General features: G+C 68.7%; 16 protein-coding genes and 1 pseudogene. 14 read left to right on the top strand and 3 right to left on the bottom strand.

The features are described from left to right. The first annotated feature begins 31 nt into the window (after positions 1-31). The 3 genes from ABEA10_RS30260 (at position 32) to ABEA10_RS30250 (ending at position 3,068) form a co-directional block, all read left to right on the top strand. Positions 32-388: a YciI family protein gene (locus ABEA10_RS30260; RefSeq protein ID WP_345469682.1), complete on the top strand. Its 357-nt coding sequence runs from the start codon at positions 32-34 to the stop codon at positions 386-388. Next, positions 381-1,616 carry an RNA polymerase sigma factor gene (locus ABEA10_RS30255; RefSeq protein WP_345469680.1) on the top strand — a complete coding sequence of 412 codons (1,236 nt, stop codon included), beginning with the start codon at positions 381-383 and terminating at the stop codon, positions 1,614-1,616. The genes ABEA10_RS30260 and ABEA10_RS30255 overlap by 8 nt, the downstream gene beginning before the upstream one ends. Positions 1,617-1,784: 168 nt before the next feature. Continuing rightward, positions 1,785-3,068, top strand: coding sequence for a S8 family serine peptidase (locus tag ABEA10_RS30250; RefSeq protein WP_345469678.1), 1,284 nt, complete (start codon positions 1,785-1,787; stop codon positions 3,066-3,068). A 243-nt stretch (positions 3,069-3,311) separates the two neighbouring features. Here the strand turns inward: ABEA10_RS30250 and eccCa are convergent, their stop codons facing one another. After that, positions 3,312-7,277, bottom strand: a complete 3,966-nt coding sequence (gene eccCa, locus ABEA10_RS30245; protein WP_345469993.1) for a type VII secretion protein EccCa — start codon at positions 7,275-7,277, stop codon at positions 3,312-3,314. Between the two features lie 132 nt (positions 7,278-7,409). Between eccCa and eccD the strand changes: the two genes are divergently transcribed. Together eccD and ABEA10_RS30235 are read left to right on the top strand one after the other, a co-directional pair. After that, positions 7,410-8,786 (top strand): type VII secretion integral membrane protein EccD, encoded by a 1,377-nt coding sequence (eccD, locus tag ABEA10_RS30240; RefSeq protein ID WP_345469676.1) that lies wholly within the window; start codon positions 7,410-7,412, stop codon positions 8,784-8,786. 78 nt (positions 8,787-8,864) lie between these two features. Continuing rightward, on the top strand, positions 8,865-9,311 hold the full coding sequence (locus tag ABEA10_RS30235) for a YbaB/EbfC family nucleoid-associated protein (RefSeq protein WP_345469674.1): 447 nt from the start codon (positions 8,865-8,867) through the stop codon (positions 9,309-9,311). A 12-nt stretch (positions 9,312-9,323) separates the two neighbouring features. Here ABEA10_RS30235 and ABEA10_RS30230 read toward each other — a convergent pair whose 3' ends face one another. Both ABEA10_RS30230 and ABEA10_RS30225 read right to left on the bottom strand, forming a co-directional pair. Continuing rightward, positions 9,324-10,031, bottom strand: coding sequence for a hypothetical protein (locus tag ABEA10_RS30230; protein ID WP_345469672.1), 708 nt, complete (start codon positions 10,029-10,031; stop codon positions 9,324-9,326). Positions 10,032-10,053: 22 nt separating this feature from the next. Further along, positions 10,054-11,682, bottom strand: a complete 1,629-nt coding sequence (locus tag ABEA10_RS30225; RefSeq protein ID WP_345469671.1) for a hypothetical protein — start codon at positions 11,680-11,682, stop codon at positions 10,054-10,056. On the opposite strand from ABEA10_RS30225, the gene eccB reads away from it, so the two are divergent. The 9 genes and pseudogenes from eccB to ABEA10_RS30180 all read left to right on the top strand — a co-directional run. Further along, positions 11,569-13,236 (top strand): type VII secretion protein EccB, encoded by a 1,668-nt coding sequence (gene eccB / locus ABEA10_RS30220; RefSeq protein WP_345469669.1) that lies wholly within the window; start codon positions 11,569-11,571, stop codon positions 13,234-13,236. The genes ABEA10_RS30225 and eccB overlap by 114 nt on opposite strands. Before the next feature lie 219 nt (positions 13,237-13,455). Beyond that, positions 13,456-13,818 carry a WXG100 family type VII secretion target gene (locus ABEA10_RS30215; protein WP_345469667.1) on the top strand — a complete coding sequence of 121 codons (363 nt, stop codon included), beginning with the start codon at positions 13,456-13,458 and terminating at the stop codon, positions 13,816-13,818. A gap of 51 nt (positions 13,819-13,869) precedes the next feature. Continuing rightward, positions 13,870-14,181, top strand: a complete 312-nt coding sequence (locus ABEA10_RS30210) for a WXG100 family type VII secretion target (RefSeq protein WP_345469665.1) — start codon at positions 13,870-13,872, stop codon at positions 14,179-14,181. A gap of 5 nt (positions 14,182-14,186) precedes the next feature. Then, positions 14,187-14,498, top strand: a complete 312-nt coding sequence (locus ABEA10_RS30205) for a WXG100 family type VII secretion target (RefSeq protein ID WP_345469663.1) — start codon at positions 14,187-14,189, stop codon at positions 14,496-14,498. A 40-nt stretch (positions 14,499-14,538) separates the two neighbouring features. After that, on the top strand, positions 14,539-15,060 hold the full coding sequence (locus ABEA10_RS30200) for a hypothetical protein (protein ID WP_345469661.1): 522 nt from the start codon (positions 14,539-14,541) through the stop codon (positions 15,058-15,060). 11 nt (positions 15,061-15,071) lie between these two features. Continuing rightward, on the top strand, positions 15,072-15,602 hold the full coding sequence (locus ABEA10_RS30195; protein ID WP_345469659.1) for a hypothetical protein: 531 nt from the start codon (positions 15,072-15,074) through the stop codon (positions 15,600-15,602). A 17-nt stretch (positions 15,603-15,619) separates the two neighbouring features. Further along, the gene (locus ABEA10_RS30190) at positions 15,620-16,516 is read left to right on the top strand and encodes a hypothetical protein (RefSeq protein ID WP_345469657.1); all 897 of its coding nucleotides are present in this window, start codon (positions 15,620-15,622) and stop codon (positions 16,514-16,516) included. A 209-nt stretch (positions 16,517-16,725) separates the two neighbouring features. Further along, a complete protein-coding gene (locus ABEA10_RS30185; RefSeq protein WP_345469655.1) occupies positions 16,726-17,949 on the top strand; it encodes a S8 family serine peptidase in 1,224 nt (407 codons plus the stop codon). A gap of 63 nt (positions 17,950-18,012) precedes the next feature. Next, a pseudogene (locus ABEA10_RS30180) lies at positions 18,013-18,453 on the top strand (glycoside hydrolase family 15 protein); the annotation flags it as partial. Positions 18,454-18,781 lie beyond the last annotated feature (328 nt).

Below are 18,781 nucleotides of genomic sequence, written 5' to 3'. Positions count from 1 at the left end.
CGGCGCCGGCGGTGACACAGGGAGGATCATCGTGAAGCACTACCTGCTCGCCATCTACCAGCCCGACACGGACGCCCCTCCGCCGCCCGAGTTCCTGGAGCCGATCATGCGGGAGGTGGAGGCCGTGAAGGCCGAGCTCAAGGCGGCCGGCGCCTGGGTGTTCAGCGCGGGCCTGCATCCTGCGAGCACGGCCACCGTGGTGCGGCGGAAGGGCGATGAGACGCTCACGACCGACGGCCCGTACATCGAGGGCAAGGAGCACCTCGGCGGGTTCACGGTCATCCAGGCGCCCGACCTGGACGCCGCCCTGGAGTGGGGCCGCAAGCTGGCCGGGGCGACCACCCTTCCCATCGAGGTCACGCCGCTGCAGGACGGATCGTGTGGCTGACGCGCCACGGGTGGCCACGGCGGTGATCGAGCGGGTCTTCCGCGAGGAGTACGGGCGCGCGGTGGCCGTGCTGACCGGCGCCTTCGGTGACATCGGCGCCGCGGAGGAGGCGGTCCAGGACGCCTTCACCGAGGCCGTACGCCGGTGGCCGGCCGGCGGCGTGCCGCCGAGCCCGGCGGGCTGGATCGTCACCACCGCACGCAACCGGGCGATCGACCGGTTCCGCCGGGAGGCGTCCCGTGCGGACCGGCACGCCCAGGCGGCGCTGCTGCACAGCCCCGGCGAACCGTCCGAGGAGGGCCCGGTGCGCGACGACCGGCTGCGTCTGATCTTCACCTGCTGTCATCCCGCGCTCGCCCCGGCGGCGCGCGTCGCGCTGACCTTGCGGCTGCTGGGCGGGCTCACCACCGCGGAGATCGCACGCGCCTTCCTGGTGTCCGAGCCGACCATGGCCCAGCGGCTGGCCCGCGCGAAGGGCAAGATCCGCGACGCGGGGATCCCCTACCGTGTCCCCGTCGACGCCGACCTGCCCGACCGCCTGCGGGCCGTTCTGGCCGTCATCTACCTGGTCTTCAACGAGGGGTACACGGCGAGTTCGGGCGAGCGGCTCGTCCGGGCGGACCTCTGCGCGGAGGCCGTACGCCTCGGACGGCTTCTCGCCGAGCTCATGCCCGACGAACCGGAGGTCATGGGGCTGCTCGCGCTCATGCTGCTCACCCAGTCGCGCCGGGCCGCCCGCACCACCGCGGACGGCGAGCTGGTGCTCCTGGCCGACCAGGACCGCGGCCTGTGGGACCGGAACCTCATCGCCGAAGGCCAGGCCCTCGTCCGGCGATGTCTTCAGCGCGACCGGCCCGGCCCGTACCAGATCCAGGCGGCGATCAACGCCGTCCACAGCGACGCGCCGACCGCGGCCACCACCGACTGGCCGCAGATCCTGCGGCTGTACGACCACCTCCTGTCGCTGGCCCCGAGCCCGGTCGTGGCTCTCAACCGTGCCGTCGTGGTGGCCGAGGTCGACGGACCGCAGGCGGCGCTCACCCTCGTCGACGCCCTCGACCTCGACGGCTACTACCTCTTCCACGCCATCCGCGCCGACCTGCTCCGCCGCCTCGGCCGGCGCGCCGAGGCGGCGTCGTCGTACGAAGCCGCGATCGCCCGCACCGGCAACGCGTCCGAACGCACGTTTTTGCAGCGCAGGCACCAGGCGCTCGTCCGGTCCGGGTGAGCCGCTCGTACGGACCGGGCCGGGCGAGGCCATCGCGCGTCGAATTCGCGCCGTATTTCGCGCGACCATTCGCAGTAACATCACCTTTTGTGCCACCTTTGCCGGTGTGTCGTGCCTGGCACTGCGCCACCGGCGGATACCGGACTCGGACCGGCTGAAGGGGGATCCGTGAGGGCAGTGAAGCTGGGCGGTCTCGCCGTCGCGGGAGCCCTGGGCCTCGTGGCGTTCACCAGCGCACCTCCCGCCGTGGCCCTCAAGCCGACGCCCAGTACCACACCCTCTGCCAAGCGTTCGAGCAAGCCGCCGTCCACGCCCACGACCGCGCCCTCGCAGCCCATCGAGTGCAATCCGCCGCAGGCGGTCGCGGCGCTGACCACACAGCCGTGGGCGCAGCAACGCCTGGACTTCACCCAGGTCTGGAACCTGACCAAGGGGAAGGGCGTCACCGTCGCGGTCGTCGACAGCGGCGTCGACGTGACCCAGCCGCAGCTCGCCGGGCATGTGACCTCGGTGGACGTCACGCATACGAGGACCACCGACTGCGTCGGGCACGGCACCGCGGTCGCCGGCATCATCGCCGCCCAGGACCGGCGGTCGCAGAACATGCCGGTCGTCGGCGTCGCGCCGGACGTGCACCTGGTCTCGGTGAAGTTCACCAATCAGGAGCACATCGAGGGTTCCGATCCCAACCTCGCCAAGGCGATCCGGGAGGCCGTGGCGCTGAAGGCCAAGGTCATCAACGTCTCGGTGCAAGCGCCGGACACCCCCGATCTGAAGTCGGCGGTCAAGTACGCGCAGTCGCGCGACGCGGTCGTCGTCGCCGCGGCGGGGAACGTCAGCGACCAGAACAGGGGCACGGTGGGCCCCGCCTATCCCGCCGAATACCCGGGTGTCATCGGTGTCGGCTCGCTTGCCCCCGACGGCACCGTGGCCGGCTCCTCCAACACCACGACGAAGGTCAGCGTGAGCGCCCCGGGCCAGGCCGTGGCCACCCTCTGGCCCGGCGGTTATGCGCCGAACGAGGAGGGCAGCAGCTTCGCCGCGGCGTTCGTCTCCGGCACGGCGGCTCTGGTCCGCGCCTACCACCCCAAGCTCAATTACAAGCAGGTCAAGGCCAGGCTCGAGGCCACGGCCGACGGCTCGGCCGGCGCCGGTTCCGGCGCCGGCATGATCAACCCGAGGCAGGCGGTCACGGCGCTGCTGCCGGGTGAGGAGCCCGGCTCGGCCGGCGCTCCGCCCGGCGCCACGGAGCCGGGCAGCGGGCATGCGATCCGCGTGGCCTACCGCGAGCCGCCGGACCGGCAGACGCGCTCGGTCGCGTTGGTGGTGGCGGGCGCCGCGCTGGGTGGTGCCGCCGTGGTGGTGGCCGCGGGCGTGTTCGTTCCGATGGGCCGCCGTCGTGGCTGGCAGCCCGGCCGCCGCCCCACCGGCTCGGACGGCACCGACACCTGAACCCGCGGCGGAGACGCCCGCCACCGGTCCGCCCACACGCGACGGCCTGCGTCCGCCCGTACGCGGCGGCCCGCGTCGGTACGGACGCCCGCACCCGGCCGTACCAGCGGACGTGACAGCCGCACCCCGCCATACGCGACAGCGCACGCCCCGTACGGAAGCGCACGTCGGTACGGACGGCCGCACCCGGCCGTACCGACGACGTAATGGCGCGCACGTCCGGACGTGACGGGTTCGGGTGGGTCAGCCGGTCTCTTCGCCGCCCAGGTACGCGGTCTGGATGAGGCGCGTGCCGCTGCGCCGTTCGACGAAGTAGCCCCGGCCCGGCGGCAGCGGGCTCGGCCGTACGTTGCCGAACAGAGCGCCCTCGTCCTTCGAGCCGGACAGGATCAGAGCGGGGTTGGCCATGTCCTTGATGCGCTGGATCACCGGGTCGAACATCGCGCGTCCCGCGCCGCCCATCGCGCGGGCCAGCACCACGTGCAGGCCGATGTCGCGGGCCTGCGGCAGGAGGTCGACGATCGGTGCCAGGGGATTGCTCGACGTGGCCACGAGGTCGTAGTCGTCGATGATGAGGTAGAGGTCCGAGCCCTGCCACCACGACCGGTTGCGCAACTGCTCCGGCGTCAGGTCCGAGGTCGGCAGCCGGGTGACCAGCGCGCCGTGCACGTCCTTGAGCAGCGAGACCGCGGACGTGCTCGCCGCGGCGTACCCGATCCGATGCTCGGTGTCGGCGGTGTCGAGCAGCGAACGCCGGTAGTCGAGGAAGATCAGCCGTGCCTCGTCCGGCGTGTTGCGCGCGATGATGCCCTCCGCGATGAGGCGCAGCAGGTTGGACTTGCCGGACTCGGTGTCGCCGACGATGACGAAGTGCGCGTCGTTCTCGAAGTCCAGCAGGACGGGCGACAGGGTGTCCTCGTCGATGCCGATCGCGATCCGTTTGCCGGACGCCGCAGCGGTCGGCAGTGTCGCGAGTTCGAGCCTGGCGGGCAGCAGACGCACGGGAGGCGCGGCCGGGCCGGTCCACGCGGCCGCGACCTGGTCCACGAGTGCCCGGACCCCGTCCGAAAGGTCGTCCGCGACCTGGCGGCCGTCGACGCGCGGCAGCGCACCCAGGAAGTGCAGTCCGTCGGGAGTGAGTCCGCGTCCGGGCGAGTTGTGCGGCACGTTGTCGGCGAGCTTGCGGTTGATCTCCGATTCGTACGGGTCACCGAGCCGCAGCTCCACGCGCGTGCCGAACAGGTCCCGGATGTTCATCCGGAACTCCGACCACTTGTTGCTCGCGGCCACCACGTGGATGCCGAAGCCCAGGCCGCGAGCGGCGAGGTCGGTGATGCCGGCCTCGAGCATGTCGAACTCCTGGCGCAGCAGCAGCCAGTTGTCGACGACCAGGAAGACGTCGCCGAACCCGTCGCCGGGCACCTTGCCCTCGGCGCGCAGCCGGCGGTAGGTCGTGATCGAGTCGATGCCCCGCTCGGTGAACTCCCGCTCCCGCTGGGTGAGCAGGGTCGTTATCTCCGCGACCGTACGCCGGACGCGGTCTCCGTCGAGGCGGGACGCGACGCCGCCGACGTGCGGCAGCCCCGAGAGCGACGAGAGCGTGCCGCCACCGAAGTCGAGGCAGTAGAACTGCACCTCCTGCGGCGTGTGCAGGAGAGAGAGCGCGCCGATCAGGCTCCGCACTATCGTCGACTTGCCGCTCTGCGGGCCGCCGACGACCGCGACGTGCCCGGCGGCGCCGCTCAGGTCCACCCACATCGGGTCGCGCCGCTGGTCGAAGGGACGGTCGACGATGCCGACCGGGGCGCAGAGCCGCCCCCGGCCCTCCCAGCCGGGCGAGGTGAAGCCCTGCTCCGGCGTGGCCCTGAGCCCGGGGATCAGCTGGTCGAGCGTCGAGGGGTCGTCGAGCGGCGGCAGCCAGATCTCGTGCGCGGGCGGGCCCTGGCCGGCGAGTTGCCGGACCACGATGTCGAAGAGGCTGTCCTCGACGCTCGACTCGTTCACGTCATGGGTGCGGTCCGGCTCCGGGTCCGCGATCACGTGCGGCGCCAGGTAGTCGGGCATGAAGGGCACGATCTGCGGGACGACGCGCGGACCGCCGGCCTCCTCCACGCCCTCCTCCGGCTTGTAGGTGCCGGAGACGTACGCCGCCTTGAACCGCGTCATGCCGGTCGTGTCGAACTTCAGGTAGCCGTTGCCGGGCTGTGAGGGCAGCTCGTACGCGTCGGGCACACCGAGGACGACGCGGCTCTCCATCGCTGAGAAGGTGCGCAGGCCGATGCGGTACGACAGGTGGGTGTCGAGACCGCGGAGCTTGCCCTCCTCCAGGCGTTGCGACGCGAGCAGCAGGTGCACGCCGAGTGATCGTCCGAGGCGGCCGATCATCACGAAGAGCTCGGCGAACTCCGGTTTGGCCGACAGCAGCTCGGAGAACTCGTCCAGCACCACGAACAGCGTGGGCATCGGCGGGATCTGGGCGCCGCGCTCGCGCGCCGCCTCGTAGTCGCGCAGCGAGGCGTAGTTGCCGGCCGCCCGCAGGAACTCCTGCCGCCGCACCATCTCGCCGTGCAGCGCGTCGTACATGCGGTCGACCAGCGGCAGCTCGTCCTCCAGGTTGGTGATGACCGCCGCGACGTGCTGGAGACCGTCGAGGCCGAGGAAGGTCGCGCCACCCTTGAAGTCGACGAGGACGAAGTTGAGCACCTCGGACGAGTGCGTCACCGCGAGACCGAGGACCAGGGTGCGCAGCAGCTCGGACTTACCCGAACCGGTGGCCCCGATGACCAGACCGTGCGGGCCCATGCCGCCCTGGGCCGACTCCTTGATGTCCATCTCGACCGGCCGGCCGTCGGCGGAGACGCCGATCGGGACGCGGAGCCGGTTGCGCGGCGGACGCGGGCGCCACAGGACGCGAGTGTCGAGACGAGTCGGGTCGTTGATGCCGAGCAGCGAGGTCAGGGTGCGGTTCGCGTGCAGCGCGCTCTGCTCGGGCTCGCTCGCACCGCTGGTGCGCAGCGGGCACAGCTGCCGTGCGAAGCCGTCCGCGGCCACGAAGTCGAGCGCGTCCGGCTTGCCGAGGCGCTGGAAGACGTCCTTGCCGGTACGGTCGCGCTTGACGATGCTCAGCCGGTCGGGGCCCACGTCGAGCCGGAGCATGGTCGACTCGGGGGTCGGCGTGATCACACCGGTCAGGTCGATGACCGTGACGCCGTCGATGCCGTCCGCGCTGATCTGGCTGTCCACGCTGACGGACCCGCCGTCCACGATGACGATGTGGTACGGCATGTCGTCGGCCGACAGGCCGGGCGTGAACCGGGGGCGGTCCTTCAGCTCGGCCCCGAGCATCTGCTCCAGCTCGGACATCGACTTGGTCATCAGCCGCACCGGGCCGGCGGCGTCGGTGTCTTCTGGGTGCATGGTGTGCGGGAGCCACTTCATCCAGTCCCACATCGGCATCCGGTCGGCCGACGCGCACACCGAGATGCGCAGGTCGTCGGGGGAGTGGAAGGCCGCGGCCTGCGCCACCAGGGCGTACACCAGCTCGCGTATGGCGCGGGGCTCGCCCACGGGCAGGATGCGCGCGAACGACGACAGCGACACCGCGATGGGCAGGTTCGGCACGGTGGAGTGCGCGCGTACGAACCGCCGGAGCGCGCCGGCGGTCATCGGTTCGAGATCCTCGACCGGTTTGGTCTCCGGTGGGATCAGCTGGATCGCGAGCCGCTGCGGGCCGCTGCCGATGCGGATGTGGCCGAAGTCGGCGTCACTCGCCCGGCGTTCCCAGAGCCGGGCGCTCATCACCAGCGACCACAGGGACCCGGGGTCGGGGCTGTTCCACTCCAGGGCCTCCCGCTGCTGCGCGCTGGCCCGGCGGACCTTCTGGCGGACCTGGGACAGGTAGCGGAAGTAGTCGCGCCGGGCGCCGTTGAGGCGCTGCTTGCGGTCGCCGGTGCCGCGGGAGATCTGTCCGAGCATCATCCCCATCATCGACAACGACATCATGCCCGAGGACAGGAACATGGTCGGGCTCGAACCGGGCGCCACGAGCATGAAGGCCATCGCCCCGCCGCCCGCGAGCATCGGGATGTAGGTCAACATCGCCTGGAAACCCGCGGACTGCGTCTCCGGGATTTCGGGCGGCGACTCGAGAAGGATCTCACCGCGGGGCATCTCCGGCGGAGGCCGGCGTTCTTGCCTGGTGATGATCACCGTGCTCAACCGAGTACCTCCACGGGCCGCTGGCATTAAGCGTGAGTAGGCGCCATCCTATAAAGCCGGTTCACCATGTTCCGTACGAATTCGCCGATGGGGGAGTCCGTGAGCCCGAAAGCCGGAGCCGACTTGTGTCGGATCACGATCGTCGCACCGGATCGGCGGATCGACCTGTCGCTGCCGGCCGAGGTTCCGCTGGTCCAGATGCTGCCGACACTGCTCCGCGCCGCAGGACGTGACCTGGCCGACGCGGGTCTCGCCCATTCGGGCTGGGTGCTGCAGCGGCTCGACGGCCCACCTTTTGAGAACGGGCTCAGCCTGGCCCAGCTCGACGTCCGCGATGGCGAGGTGCTGTATTTCCGTCCGCGCATGACGCTGATTCCCGAACTCGTCTACGACGACGTGGCCGACGTGGTCGCGACGGGCAAGAACGACCGCTCCGACCGCTGGCGCCCCGAGACGACACGCCGCTTCGGGCTGTTCGCCGGCACCGTGGCTCTCATCCTCGGCGTCATCCCGATCCTCCGGGCGGGGCCGCAGTGGCACGCCGCGGCCGTGGCGTCGGCGCTCGTCGCGTTCGTGCTGCTGACGATGGGCGTGACGCTGTCGCGGGCGGTCGGCGACTCCGTCGGCGGCGCCGCTCTCGGCTGCGCGGCGCTTCCGTACGGATTCCTGGCCGGCCTCCTCGCACCCGCGCGTACGCACCTGCCTCTCTCGGACCTGGGCGGCCCGCACCTGCTGGCGGCGTTCGCCGCGACCACCGTGATCGCGGTCCTCGCGGGCTTCGGCGTGGCCGACGGCCTGCCGTGGTTCGTCGGCGTCGGGTTCGCCGGCGTGGTGGGTACGGCCGCGACGGCCGTCGCCCTGCTGGTCAGCGGTGTCGATCCGGCGGGCGTGGCCGCGTGCGCGGTGGTGGTCGTCATGGCGCTGAGCGCCCTCATCCCGACGTTGTCGTTCCGCCTGGCCAGGGTGCCGCTGCCGCCGATCCCCACCAGCGCCGAGGAGCTGCGCAGCGAGGCGACGGTCGTCGACGGCAAGAAGCTCCTGCGCCGGGCGAGCGTCGCCGACCGGTTCGCCACCGGGCTGGTCGCCGGTATCGCGCTGGTGGCCGTCGTCGCGCTGGTGTTCCTGGTCTTCGATCCGGGCCGGTTCGGGCCGACCATGGCCGCCGTGCTGTCGTTCTCGCTGCTCCTGCGGGCCCGCATCTTCCGCGGGCGGTCGCAGCGAAGCTGGATGCTCGTCGCCGGTCTCGGCGGGCTCGGGCTGCTCGACGTCGCGCTCTCGCTGCGGGCATCGCCCGTGGAGACCCTCGCGCTGGTGCTGCCGGGGATGCTGGCGATCGCCGCCATCACCCTGACGATGGCGATGTGGCTGCCCGGCCACCGCCTCAGCCCGTTCTGGGGCCGAGCGGGGGACATCGTCGACATGTTCGCCATCATCGCGCTCGTGCCACTGGCGCTCGCCGTGCTGGACGTCTATTCGAAGGTGCGCGGACTCAGCGGTTGATCCGCGGCGCGCATGCCCGGTCACTCGGTGGTGCGGATCATCGTGTTCCTGCATACTTCGTGATGAAGGGGGTCAAGCATGAGCGAATTCGGGGACCTGGGCAACCTTGATATCCAACGCCTCATCCGTATATCGGAAGAACATTCGGCGAAGGTCCAGGAAATGCAGGAGCGCTCCGCCGAGCTGAGAGGCGTGGCGGAGACCAAGGACCGCAGGATCAGGGTGACCTGTACGATCGCCGACGGCGTGACCGACATCCACATCGACCCTCGCGCCATGCGCATGCCGGCGGACAAGTTCGCCGAGACCCTCAAAGAACTCATCCACGAGGCCAACGCGGATGTGCGGAACCAGCTCAACGACCTCATGGACGAGACCTACGGCAAGGACGCGAACCCGATGGCGCTCATGCAGGACCAAGAGGCCGTCCAGGAGAGGCTCCAGGCGGCTGCGGCGGTGTTCGACCGTACGCTGGACGACGCGATGGCCGATCTCGAGCGCATCGCCAAGCAACTCGGACTCTGAGGCCCCTGTGATTCACTTGCCGTGGGCCGCGGTGGGCTGGGGATCCCCAGGCCAGATACTGGTGTTCGCCTGCGTGGTGCCCGTGAGCATCGTCTTGCCCACGAGGCCGCCGCCGAAGCCCAAACCGGCGAGCATGAGCAGACCTTTGATCTTCGTCAGCAGGCGGCCCACCGTACCGATCACTGTCACGAGCCCATTCAGGACGGTGCGGAATACTCCGCTCGAGGTCTCCGCCGTCGCCGTCGCCGCGCCCTCGGCCGCCGCGTTCACGCCAGGGATCCAGGAAACGCCGGCGACCGCCACCGCACAGGCCGCCATGATGCCGCCGATCGTCGCGGAAAGCAGACCGGCCCCCATATAGACCTTGGCCAGAGTGCCCAGCGAGCCGCCGATCCCCTTGTGCAGCTCCGAGGTCTGGTCTAGCGCGGTCTGGTACGGGGTGAGGTTGCTTTGCTTGAAGGCCTGTGCATCATTTCCGTCCCATTTGTCGTCTTTAGCGTGCTTTTCCACCGCTTGGGTCAGCTGGTGCTTGGCGTCCTCCGCCTTGCCTGCCAGGGCCGTGTGCCGGTCTCCGGTGTGCCAGATCTGCGCCGGGTCCGAGATGGCCGTGCCCTGCATCATCGCGAGCGGAATCGCGGCGGGTATGGCGAAGCAGGCCGCAGTGGTGAGCCCTGCTCCGAGAACACTAGGCGCCGAGTCGATGAAGTCGTCGAATCCCATGCCGATGTCTTCCTTCTAGAGCCTACTTCTTCGTAACACCGTTGACCGCGGCCTGAGAGGCGTTCTCCGCGCTCTGCGACTTGGTCACCGTCGCGTTGAAGTTCGGCACCCAGTTCGAAATGGATTTGTAACCGTTGGCGAACTGCGTCGCGCCGGTGTCGCGTACTTCGACGTGAGCCGAGCCCAGCCCGAGCGCGTTGCCCGCGATACCGAAGCCGGGATACCCGATGTTCGCTCCTGCGGCATCTTTTTGCGCCTGATCCATGACTGAAACAGGGCCGTCCGCGATGTCTTTCCCAAGATTGGTGACGGAGTCCCGGCTGATGGTGGAGAAGCCGGTCTCTTGCAGGTTCTTCATATCCGGCTTGTCCGGTGTCTTCGGCGTGTCCGGTGTCTTCGGTGTCTTCGGTGTCTTCGGCTGGGGCTGGCTGGGGCTCGGGACACCACCGCCGGTGTTGGGTGTGCCGGCGCCGGGTGTGCCGGTGCCTGGGGTCTGCGGGGTGGGGATGCCCGGGCTCTGCGGTGTCTGCGGGACGCCGCCGTCCGAGCCTCCGGTGCCGGGCTGCTGTCCCGCGCCCGGCTGGTCCGAGCCGTTGCCGTATCCGGGGTTCTGGCCCGCGGGTCCCTGGAGACCCGGCCAGTCGTCCTGCTGGTCCTTGGGATGGTCGTGAGCGTCGATCTTGATGTGCCCGTCCTTGTCGCGGGTGATGTTCAGATCGACGTGCTTGTCCGGATCGACGTGGATCTTGATTTCGTGCGGGTTGCCGTGGCTCTTGGGGATGGTCAGGTCGAAGCTGCCATCCTTGTTCGGGTCGACGTGCACGGTGATGGCGTGCGGGTTGTCCGGGCCCTTGGGGATCGTGATGTCCTGGGTGCCGTCGGCGCGCTCGTGGATGATCGGCGCCTGAGTCGTGGCGTTCGGCCCGTGCAGCGCGAGGTCGACCTGGGCGGCGTGGTCGCCGATGCCCTTCAGGTGCTCGACCTGAGCGTGGTCCTGTGACGGATCCTGGGTGGTACCGGTCGGGGCGTACTGCCCGTTCGACAGCGGGGACCCGTCGCTGCCGGTGCTCACCGGCTGGACGGTGCCGTCGGAGGACTGCGTGCCGTCCTGGGCCATCCCGGTCTGGTTCCACTGCCCGTTCAGTGTCGAGCCGTCGCCGGAGGACTGCGTGCCGTCCTGGGCCATCCCGGTCTGGTTCCACTGCCCGTTCAGTGTCGAGCCGTCGCCGGAAGACTGCGTGCCGTCCGCGTACTGGGTGCCGTTCGGGTACGTGGCGTTGGCGGCCTGCGTGCCGTCCTGGCCCTGCCCATAGAGCGGCGTTTGCCCGTACGGCGTGGTCGTGGGTGTCTGCGCGTGCTGGCCGGTGGTCGGCTGTGCGGCCGGCTGCGTCGAATCCTGGGGGCCGTGCACGACGTGGGTGGAGCCGTCCGGCGCGATGTCGATGCTGAGGCCGGTATCGCCGGCCGCGACCTTGTGGCCGTCGACGGTGATGAGCGCGTCCGGTGACGAGTCGATGCCGAGCTGCTGGTGAGTCGCGTGCTTTCCGGCCGCGACGTCGTAGCTGACCGTCCCCTGCGTGGTGTCCGTCGTGGGGCTTGTGGTCGAAGTTCCATTGAGCAGAGCCGCGATGGCGTTCTGCCGCTCGCTCATCCGTCCTCCATCGAGCCGGACCGACACGTTCCATTACTCCTGGGTCGCCTATTAGATTACGGTGCTGGACCGGGGGTTCCGCAATGTTTGAAATATCGGGAGGTGCCGGTGCAGAGCCGTCGTGACCTGTATCAGGCGCATCGCCTGATGATGCAACGCGTGGGCATGGCGCTTCTCGCCGGCGAGCCCGACCTTGCGGAACCGCCCACTCGCCGGATGACCGTGTCGACCTTCGCGGGGCTGATGATCGGTGTTCTCGTCGTCGCCGGATTCGGGGTCTGGGGGCTGTTGTCGCCCGGTGGCGCCACCGGCCTGGAGGAGCCGGGCACGCTCATCATCGAGAAGGAGACCGGCACCAAGTACATCTACAGCCAGCAGGACAAGAAGATGTACCCGGTGGCCAACTACGCGTCGGCCCGGCTGATCCTCAACACCGACAACGTGAAGCGCAAGCTGGTCTCGCAGGGGTCACTCGCCAAGTACGACCGCGCGCAACCGGTCGGCATCCTCGGCGCGCCCGACTCCCTCCCCACCAAGGACCACCAGGTGACCGGCCCCTGGTCGGTCTGCGGGCACAGCACGGAGAACGCCACGGGTGGCACCGTCTCGTACTCCTCCCTCGTGGTCGGCAAGGGCGTCGGCGGGCAGTCGCTCACCGACCGGCAGGCCGTCATCGTCCATGGCGCGGGCGCCTCGTGGGTGGTGTGGCGCAACCAGCGGATGAAACTGCCCGCCGAGGAGGTGCGCGCGCTCAGCGGCCCCAACCCTCCTCCGGAGGTGTCGGCGACCTGGCTGAACGCCGTGCCGTCGGGTCCGGACTTCGCACCACCGCCCGTCCCGAACCGCGGTACGGAGGTCACCGGCCCCGACGGGGGGAAGGCGGCGGTCGGGACGATCTACGTGGCGCGCGCAGTCGGCGGCCAGGACCGCTGGTACGTCCTGATGAGCGACGGGCTCGCCCCCATCAAGCAGACCGAGGGCGTGCTCCTGCAGAACGATCCGGCGAGCAGGAGCGCCTACAAGGGACGTCCGGTCAAGCCCGTCCCGATCGCGCCGGCGACCGCGAACGCCATGCAGAGCTCGGCCGACAAGGTCTCCGCGGACGGCCTGCCCGACGTGATGCCCAGCATGATCTCCTACGACGAGACCACGCCCCTGTGCGTCGTCTACTCCGATCTGGAGTCGGGCGGCCAGGCCGCGCGCGTGGCGGTCGGCGGCACCGTCCCGACCCCGTCCGGGCCCTCCTCGACCGCACCGGGAACCGGCGCCGCCAAGGGCGTGGTGGACCAGGTCGTACTCCCGCCGGGAGACGGGGCGCTCCTCGGCCTGGTGCCCGCGCCCGGCCAGGTCAAGTCGATCAGCACGTACTCGGTCCTGACGGATCAAGGATTGCGGTTCGCGGTTCCGTCGACCGATATCGCGGCCAAACTCGGCTTGGACGTCAAGAAGGTCGCACCGGTTCCAGGAAATCTTCTGCACTTGATCCCGGAAGGGCCGGCGCTGGATCCCAAACAGGCCACGCAACCTTTGGCTTATCCCAGGTCAGGGGGGTGATGCGTGGCGGTGACCGCCCCCTTGTTCGACGGTTACGTGGAGATAACAATTAGGTAGCGTCGGTCATAAGCATTGACTTTTTCATATCTACTGGACAGGTCGCCGCAATCTCTCGTATGGTGACGATGTTTTGGCGGTCACGGTGGCTTGGAGCCGCAGCTGAGAGGGCGGTGGTGCTGAGCGTCAGGCCGCCGCCTGATCTATTCATGGAGGTGTCACATGCCTGACGTTGGCATCAACCCGACGACCGGCCAGGCTATCGATGTTGGAAAGGCCAAGCAGGCAGCTGCCCGGCTGGACCACGCCCACGACGTCATCAGTGGCCTCAGGCTCCGTCTCAAGGGCCACCACGACGCGCTCCAGCGCAACTGGTCGAGCAAGGCCGCGCTCTCGTTCAGCCAGGTCTTTGACTCGTTCGACGGGGATTTCAACCGCCAGCTCACCGCGCTCGCGGACATGCACCAGCGGCTCATCAAGACCAACGCGCATTACGAGAGCTCCATCCAGCAGCAGGAGGATGCGGTCAACCGGGTGAACCAGCTGATCAACAACACCGTCAACCACGCTGGAACGGCTCAGTGATCCACTGCCGATCGGCGTCATCCGCTGACGGATGAAAACTGGAGGCTCAGAATGACAACCCCCAACCTTGGTAGCGACGACTACACCAGCGTCAATTTTCACGGCATGCAGCAGGCGCAGGCGGACTTCGAGGTCATCTACCGCGCCGTGCGCGACGAGCTGGAAGACCTCAACAAGGACCTGAGGGCCCTGCTGGGTGACTGGATCGGTAACGCGAACAACCAGTACGGCCAGACGATGAACACGTGGAACAGTGCGGCCGACGACATGGCCGGCAAGCTCAACGCCTTGGGCCTCACGATCGGTGACGTGCACTCGAACTACTCGGAGGCCGAGATCCACAACGTGAAGCTCTGGAGCTGATCGGAGTGTCGACCTCGGCTGCCGGACAGGCGAGGTCGGCCTCCCCCCAGGCTGGCAAGGCCGGCAGCACGCACGAGACGGCCAAGTCCGAGTGGAACACCGCCGCGAACGACATGTCCAGCACGCTCCAGCGCCTGGGCCTGACGATCGGCGACGTTCACCAGAACTACTCGGCCGCCGAGAAGGCCGACAACGATCTGTGGAGTGGCGGCGTCATGGAGCACGCCGGGTGCCTCGGCTATGCCGGGCGGCCGGACATCGAGGATCGGCGGCGGAACCGGGCGGACCCGGCCGCCGTCGTACTCATGAGAACATAGGAAGCATCTCTCTGTCGGACCGTGGTGAGAGGAAAGAACCATGCCGCCAGATTTTAATACCGGCCCCGCCTATCCGTGGGGGGACGATCCATGGCCCGGTACCGAGCACATCAAGAATGAACTCAAGAATCATCCCAATGCGAAGGACGAAGTCTGGTTCTCTCAGGGGGAGTTCGACGCCCTGATGGCAAGGCTCAAGTCGAGGCGAAGCGAGTTCGACAACCGCAAGGTGGGCGGGAAGACCGCGAGAGAGAATCTCGTACAGGCCGCCCAGTTCAATATTAAAGACATCGGGCAGTGGGCGGCGGCCCGCGAACTTTACACCAGCGCGAGCGGCGCACAGAGTCTGATGCTTCAGGCCTATGACTACTTCATCAGTGCTTTCGATGCAGTAATCAAGCGCATGGAGACCACGAAGAACACCAACACCGGTGTCGAGGTGGACAACGTTGACACCGTGACGTTCCACAACGTCCTAACGCTCGACCTGGGCCAGAAGCCCAAACCGCCGGCCCAGCCGAACACGCCGGGTCAGCCGGCCAAGCCGGGAAGTTACTCCTAGGAGGGGTGGTCATGGGCGAGGTCAAGGGCGAAATGTTCGGTGGGCCGCTCAAGGGTGACACTCCCACCGACAGCGAGCACATCTACACCGCCGAGGAGATCCGGCGCTGGGCGCTGGACACCAATCCCGAAGCCGTCACCGCCGCCGGTCAGGCCTACAACGACTTCAAAAGCGCCTTCCAGGGCGATGGCGACGATGAGCTGCTGGGCTTCCTCAGGAAATTCGGGTCCGACCTCGACACCGCCTGGGGTGGCCCCAAGAGCGGCGCGCCAGAGTGTCAGAAACAGTTGGCGATGCTGTGGCAGTCCGCGAAAGAGCTGATCGATACGGCCGAAGTGCTGGGAATTTCACTCAAGGGTCACGGCGAAAACCACCTAAAGCCCTTCAAAGCTTACTTCCAAGGCAGTGACACACAGTACAGCCAGTTCCAGATGGACGTCATGAGCTCCGGAATCTTGGTGGATGCGGACAAGTTCGGGCCTATGCCGGCGCCCGATTCAAGCTACGGCGACGGTGAGTCGGGAATAGTGCCGGGGCTGTGAGAGAGGAGACGGTCTAAATGGCCGGTATGGCGGACGTCAACGCCAAGGCTTGGGCAAAGCTGAAGGAGCACAACGGCTTCATCGGTGACACCTACACCGGCATGCCGGGTTACCTCACGCTCGAACTGCCGCCGGGCACGCTTCCTCCGGAGCAGAAGGACCCCAGCGTTCAGGATCCCAACAAAAAGCACCCGACCGATCCAACGAACCCGACCAACCCAACGAACCCGACCAATCCAACGAATCCCTACAAAGGAAGCCCGACTTACAATCCGACGAGCAACCCGTACAGCTCGACCGGAAAGCCGGGAAGCGTCACTCCGACGGCGACGACGCACACGACCGGGGGAACGGACCTGTCGGGGATCAATAATCCGACCACCACCACGCCCACGGGCACGTCGCTGCCGACCGGCGATACCCGTACGCCGAACTATCCGACCGTGCCCACGACGCCCACGACGACCACCCCCACGACGACCTATCCGACGACCTATCCGACGACCTATCCGACGACCACTATGCCGACCGGCACGTCGAAGATCCCGACCAGCAGCACCAAGTTCCCCAGCGTGAGCACCGGCAAGGTGCCCGGCCTCGGGACAACCTCGGGTTCCTCCCCGTCGAGCGGGCTCATCGGCGGCAACAACGGCTCGGCGGCCAACACCGGGCGTGTGCCGGCCGGCAGCGTCAACGAGGCGGCGGCGGCCAACGCCTCCAAGGCCCTTCAGGCGGAGCAGGCCGAGGCGGCGACCGCGGCCGCGGCTCGTGGCTCGGGGGTCATGCCGATGATGCCGATGGCCGGTGGCATGGGCGGCCAGAACAACCAGGACCGCGAGCGAAGCGCCTGGCTCACGGAGGACGAGGCCGTCTGGGAGTCGGACGACGACGTCGCTCCGCCTCTCATCGGATAAGCGCCGGTGGTTCGTCTCGAATCCGCAGGCCGGTGCGTCACCGTGACGGCCGGGCCCCGCTGGGGCGGGGAGTGAGGGCGCCTGTGCGTGCTGGACACCGGGCGCTCGTCGCCTTGGGGGCGGTGGGCATCGCCGTAGCGTCGGCTCTCCCGGCCGCGGCGGCGGTTCCTGCTCCCCGCTCGTCAGAGTGGTGGTTCCCACCGTGGAGCGTGGAGCAGAGAATCTGGCCGACCACCCAGGGCGAGGGCGTCACCGTCGCCGTGCTCGACAGCGGGGTCAACGGTGCGATGCCGGAGATCGCGGGCGCACTTCTGCCGGGCGGTGACACGTCCGGGCGTGGCACGGACGGTCGTACCGACTTCCACAAGACCGGACACGGCACGAGCATGTCCGTGCTCATCGCCGGTCAGGGAGGAGGTCGGACGCGACTCGTCGGCATAGCGCCGCGGTCGAAGATCCTGCCCGTGGACGTCACCGGTGGCACCATCACGACGGACCAGCTGGCGTCGCCGCTGGCAGCGGGTATCCGGTTCGCCGTCGACCACGGCGCGCAGGTCATCAACATGTCGCTCGCGGCCCCCGCGACGGCGGGGTGCCCGTCGGCGGTCATGAGCGCGATCGCGTACGCCGTCGAGCACGACGTGGTGCTCATCGCAGGGGCCGGGAACACGGGAGACACCGACAACTCGGCCGAGTTCCCGGCGATGTGTCCAGGGGTCCTCGCGGTCGGCGCGACCGACAAAAATTCGCAGCCGTGGAAGCGGACGCAGGCGCAGGACTACGTGTCGGTGGCGGCACCGGGTGTGGACATTCCCACGACCGGTAAGAACGTGAATTACTATTACCCCCACTCGGACGGGACGAGTGACTCCGCCGCGCTGGTGTCGGGAGCGGCCGCTCTCGTCCGGTCGGCCAACCCCACGATGCCGGCCCGCGAGGTCGTTCACCGGCTCATCGCCACGGCCCTGGACGTGAACACGCCCGGCCCCGACGCGCAGACCGGCTACGGGATCGTCCGTATCAACCGCGCGATGGACCCGGCCTATCGAGTTCCGGCGGGCTTCCCGAACCCCCCGTACGACCGCCTCGGCGAAGGCCGGAACCCGAAAAGCGGCACGCCGCGGGCGACCGCACCTCCCCCCGACTCGTCGGACGGCGCCAGCCTGGGCCTGGTCGTCCTCATCATCGTGGTCGCGCTGGTGGCCTGTGTCCTCGCGGCGCTCATCGTCGGAAGGTTCGTCCGGCGGGCCGCGCAGCCGCGAGGCCTGACCGGGGACGGCCCGGACGTCACGTCCGATCCTCCCCACCGCCCGACGGCTCTGGGCCCCCTCGACCCGTCGAGCCGGCGCGATCCGGTTCCTCCGGCCGGTTTCGACAGGAGCACCCGGCCGACGTTCGAACCCCCGCGCGAAGATCACCCGTCCGACGAGTAAGGCCACGTCGGTAGGCAGTCCCGGCGGGCGGCGGTACGGACACCGGCGCACCGGACGCGGTGCCTGTGGGAGATCCGCGGCCCGCGGCGGCACTTCGTCCATTCGAAGGTCATGGCCTGGGTGGCGGCCGACCGGGCCGTACGGATGGCCCGGAAGCTCGGCCACACCGGTCCCGTCGAACGCTGGCGGGCCATGCGGGACCGGATGACCGACGGCTTCGTGCTGCGCTATCCGACCTCCGAGAGCAACGACATCGACGGGCTGCCCGGAGCCGAGGGGGTCTTCCTCGCCTGCAGTTTCTGGCTCGCCGAGGCGTTGGCCCTCATCGGGCGCAAGCACGAGGCCACGGAGCTGTTCGAACGGCTGCCGGCCCTCACCGACGACGTCGGCCTGCTCGCCGAGGAGTACGACTCCATCCAAAGGCGCCAGCTGGGCAACTTCCCCCAGGCGTTCCCCCACATCAACCTGATCCACACGGCCGAGGCGCTCAGCCGGCGCTCCGGCCGAGGCGGCCCGGCAATGCCGGTTTCGTGCTTCTTTTTGTCATTTGATCGTGATTTTATCGCGATGTCATCGGTCGCCATTAGAGTCATTGAGTAGTCGTCGGAGGTGCGTCTTTCAGTTCGGAGGAGCCATTGCTCGGCAAAATCGCCATCGCGGCTGCTTGGCGGCCCGGATTGCAGTGAGGGAATAAGGAGCCATGTCGCCAGAGCCGGACGGTGGTTACGGCTCGCCCCCTGATCAGTCACCGCAGAAACCGGGTGAGAGTTGGTCGGACTACTGGGCGAGGGTGCATCGCAACAGCAGTGGCAAGGCTCGTTATCCGTGGGGG

The organism is Actinoallomurus oryzae, from assembly GCF_039541955.1.
GTDB lineage: Bacteria > Actinomycetota > Actinomycetes > Streptosporangiales > Streptosporangiaceae > Actinoallomurus > Actinoallomurus oryzae.
Note: the sequence above shows the minus strand (reverse complement) of the source record. Positions and strands in the feature narration are given on the sequence as shown.

Coding starts and splice junctions, on each gene's coding strand:
- ABEA10_RS30225 (WP_345469671.1), bottom strand. CDS start 11,682: ATGAGCGAGCGGCAGAACGCCATCGCGGCTCTGCTCAATGGAACTTCG.
- ABEA10_RS30190 (WP_345469657.1), top strand. CDS start 15,620: ATGGCCGGTATGGCGGACGTCAACGCCAAGGCTTGGGCAAAGCTGAAG.
- ABEA10_RS30200 (WP_345469661.1), top strand. CDS start 14,539: ATGCCGCCAGATTTTAATACCGGCCCCGCCTATCCGTGGGGGGACGAT.
- ABEA10_RS30235 (WP_345469674.1), top strand. CDS start 8,865: ATGAGCGAATTCGGGGACCTGGGCAACCTTGATATCCAACGCCTCATC.
- ABEA10_RS30210 (WP_345469665.1), top strand. CDS start 13,870: ATGACAACCCCCAACCTTGGTAGCGACGACTACACCAGCGTCAATTTT.
- ABEA10_RS30230 (WP_345469672.1), bottom strand. CDS start 10,031: ATGGGATTCGACGACTTCATCGACTCGGCGCCTAGTGTTCTCGGAGCA.
- ABEA10_RS30215 (WP_345469667.1), top strand. CDS start 13,456: ATGCCTGACGTTGGCATCAACCCGACGACCGGCCAGGCTATCGATGTT.
- ABEA10_RS30195 (WP_345469659.1), top strand. CDS start 15,072: ATGGGCGAGGTCAAGGGCGAAATGTTCGGTGGGCCGCTCAAGGGTGAC.